This is a genomic window from Deinococcus pimensis DSM 21231 (assembly GCF_000519345.1).
GTDB classification, from domain to species: domain Bacteria; phylum Deinococcota; class Deinococci; order Deinococcales; family Deinococcaceae; genus Deinococcus_A; species Deinococcus_A pimensis.
In genome coordinates this window covers 361-3,476 of the sequence record NZ_KI912647.1, presented here as the reverse complement: position 1 = coordinate 3,476, position 3,116 = coordinate 361, and the positions used below count along the sequence as shown (strand labels likewise).

At 71.1% G+C, this 3,116-nt stretch carries 3 protein-coding genes; 1 reads left to right on the top strand and 2 read right to left on the bottom strand.

Annotated features, from left to right (window positions below; genetic code table 11):
• Nucleotides 1–42: 42 nt before the first annotated feature.
• Nucleotides 43–1,452 carry a nicotinate phosphoribosyltransferase gene (locus DEIPI_RS0112765; RefSeq protein ID WP_027482012.1) on the bottom strand — a complete coding sequence of 470 codons (1,410 nt, stop codon included), beginning with the start codon at nt 1,450–1,452 and terminating at the stop codon, nt 43–45.
• A 146-nt stretch (nt 1,453–1,598) separates the two neighbouring features.
• Nucleotides 1,599–2,624, bottom strand: coding sequence for a bifunctional nicotinamide-nucleotide adenylyltransferase/Nudix hydroxylase (locus DEIPI_RS0112760; RefSeq protein WP_027482011.1), 1,026 nt, complete (start codon nt 2,622–2,624; stop codon nt 1,599–1,601).
• A gap of 192 nt (nt 2,625–2,816) precedes the next feature.
• Here DEIPI_RS0112760 and DEIPI_RS39775 point away from each other — a divergent pair, with 192 nt between their 5' ends.
• Nucleotides 2,817–3,014 carry a hypothetical protein gene (locus DEIPI_RS39775; RefSeq protein WP_027482010.1) on the top strand — a complete coding sequence of 66 codons (198 nt, stop codon included), beginning with the start codon at nt 2,817–2,819 and terminating at the stop codon, nt 3,012–3,014.
• Nucleotides 3,015–3,116: the final 102 nt, after the last annotated feature.

Sequence of the window (3,116 nt, the reverse complement as noted above, 5' to 3'; positions counted from 1 at the left end):
CGCGGCCCCCCGCCCAGGAGGCCGCGCCGCCCGCCGCCTGACCTACGCGCGCGCCCGGATGTCCGCGAGGGTGTCGCGCACGAGCAGTTCCCCGTCGCGGTACACGGTGCGCATGGCGCTGCCCTCGTACGCGGGGTCGAACTCGCGGTACGCGAGCGTGCGGTAGCGCTCGCCGTCGCGGACGAGGTCGAGGACGCCGTCCTTGCTGCGCTTGCCGGGGTCCGTGACGGGGTCCTTGTACACGGGGCGGTACTCGCCGTCCACGAGGGCCGCGCTGGTCTTGTACGCGAACTTCTGCGTGTCGCGGTCCACCTTCTGCAGCAGCGCGCCGCCCATCCCGAAGGCCACGTTCTCCGCGCTGAAGCCGTCGGTCGTGACGACCGCGAGGATCTCGCGGATGCTGTCCTCGTCCACGCCGTCGCCCTGGATGACGCGGACGTGGTTGAGCACCTCGTAGCCCTTCGCGTTGCGGGTCGTGCCGAAGCGGTGCGCGAGCGCGCGGACGGCCATGCGGACCATCGCGGCGGGATCGCCGCTGTCCGGGCGCACCACCAGCGTCGCGCCGCTCGCGATCACCTCGTCCCGCAGCGCGTCGCCCCAGTGCTCGTTGATGGCCCGCTTGAGGTCGTAGCTGTCGCTCACGACGGCGTACACGGCTCCGGGTTTGCCGAAGGTGCGGACCATGTTGCGGTACGCGTCCACCTCGTGCGCCTGCCCCCACGACGTGACGGTGCTGTGTTCCGCGGCGGGAATGCTGTAGCCCGCGACGTCCGCGCCGTAGTGGTTGCGCGCCACGCGCAGGGCCTCCACCGTGTCCGAGCCGAGGAAGTTCGTGAGGTGCGCGAGCCCGCCGAGCCCGGCGCTCTCGCGGCTGCTGACGCCGCGCGCGCCGAAGTCGTGCAGCTTGAAGGGCAGTTCGTCCGCCGCGCGGTCCGAGGTCTTTTCGAGCGCCTCGCGCAGGATCTCGCGGATGAAGTAGCTCTGCGTGGCGACCGTGGTGGGGTACCAGACGCGCATCAGCTGCGTCTCGAACCAGCCCACCAGCCACGGCACGGCGGGGTCGGTGTTCGTGACGGTCATGAGGGCGTTGAGGTTCGGCACGACGGTGCCCTCGGGAACGGCGCGGACTTCCAGCGGCAGGCGCCCGCCGAGGTCGCGCGCGACGTGCATCCAGCCCTCGTAGGGGAAGGGCTCGCCGTGCGCCTCGAAGAGCGCGCGGGCCTCCTCCACCATCTCCGGCGTGACGCGCGTGGTGAGGTAACGGTCGAGCACGTACTGCAGGCCCAGGAAGCGCGTGGCGGGGAAGCGTCCGCCGCGCGACTCGAGGTACGAGAACAGCCGCGTCGTGCCCTGCGGGTACTGCAGGAAGTGGCTGGCCTTGTAGCTGTCCGTGTCGAGGATGACGTTGTTCTCGTCGAGGCGCGGAAGCGGGCGGGCGTCGAGGGTGGTCATGGGGGCTCCTTCGGAGAGGCGGTCGGCGGTCAGCGAACGGCCGTCGGGGCGAGGTGGTGGGATTCCGGGATTCCGTCTCGGTGGTCGGGCTCGAGCACGCGCCGCCTGTTCCTGAGGACTGACGGCCGACGGCCGATGGCCGCCCGCTACCGCTTCATCAGGAAGCGTTCCACGATGGCGTGGTGGTCCTCGAAGAACATCTCGGGCCGCGCGAGCGCGTCGGAGAGGGCGATCCACTCGGCGTCGCCCGCGTCGCCGCCGGACCGGAGGGTGGGAAGCTGGCCGAGCCCGAGGTCGAAGTGGAAGGCGTGCGTGACGGTGCGTCCGCGCTGGCTGCGGTCGGGGTAGTCGAAGACGTCGCTGCCGCGCAGGGCGCGCTCCAGGTCGAGGGCGCCCGGCAGGCCGGTCTCCTCGCGGAGCTTGCGGACGCAGGAGTCGAGCAGGGTCGCCTTGGGCGCGAGGAAGCCGCCGGGCATCGCGAGCCGTCCGCGTCCGGGCTGCCCGCCGCGCCGCACGAGCAGCACGTGCCCGCTGCGGATGACGACGGCGTCCGTCGTGACGAACACGGGCGGGAAGGGCGCGGACGCCCACTGCGCGCGGTACTCGCGCAGGTACTCGAACTCGGCGCGCAGGTCCTCGAAGTCCCTCGTGCGGCGGAAGTCCATGAGGAAGGCGCGCACGCTGGGCGGGACGTGCTCCTCGGCGCTGACCTCCTCGCCGCCGAAGTACAGGCGGCGGATGTCGGTGGCGTTGAGGGGCGACTCGACGCGGGTGGGCAGGTACTCCCAGGCGGGGAAGGAGCGCAGGTAGTAGCTGCTGTCGTCCTTGATGTGTCCGACGAGGGCGACGTCGGTGCTGCCGCGCGTGTGCTCGGCGACGCCGCGCTGCACCTCGGAGAGCCACAGGGCCTCGTTGTAGAAGTAGTCGCGGACGAAGGCGAACAGCACGCGCGAGCGGGGGACGCCCGCCTCCGCGAGCATGTCGGCGATGAGGGTCTGGCGTTCCTCGGCGGTCCAGGGGTTCTTGACGCTGCGCGCGCTGCGGGCCGAGCCGATGACCACGATGATCTTGTGGACGCGCTCCAGCGCTTCGAGCATGACGGCGAGGTGCGCCCGGTGGGGCGGTTCGAAGCGTCCGATGTACGCGCCGAAGGCGAACTTCGTCTTTCGCACGACGACCTCCTGCTCTCATAATCGAAAATCAGACTATGAGAACAGTGAGATACCTGGGTGAGCGCCCCCTCGCAACCGTCATGGAGGAGACCCTTCCCGCCCTGACACACGCCCACCCCGAGGGCGCACGGCGACCATCCTCACCGCCGCACTCCCTACCCTGGACGTACGCCCCACTCCAGGGAGGTTCCCGTGGTCCTCATCCTAATCGTCGTCCTCTTCCCGCTCCTGTGCTTCGTCATCGCCGCGTTCATCAAGCCGCCCACCGACCGTCGCGGCGGCTTCCTCGGCACCGCCTACGTCGCGCGCGGCCTCACCGGCGAGAAGGTCCCCGAGCCCGAGGAGCCCGTCGTGCCCGAGGAGACCGAACCCGTCCGCTTCAGGCTCTGACGCTCCCGTCCTCCCCGAACACCAGCGCCCGCGCCGCGCCGCCCAGCCGGTCCCACAGCGTGAACTCCGCCCGCGCGCCCGCCCGCACCAGCCCCGCGTCCT

Bases quoted from the DNA above. Each gene is read 5' to 3' on its own strand.
- DEIPI_RS0112765 (WP_027482012.1), bottom strand. From the start codon at position 1,452: ATGACCACCCTCGACGCCCGCCCGCTTCCGCGCCTCGACGAGAACAAC.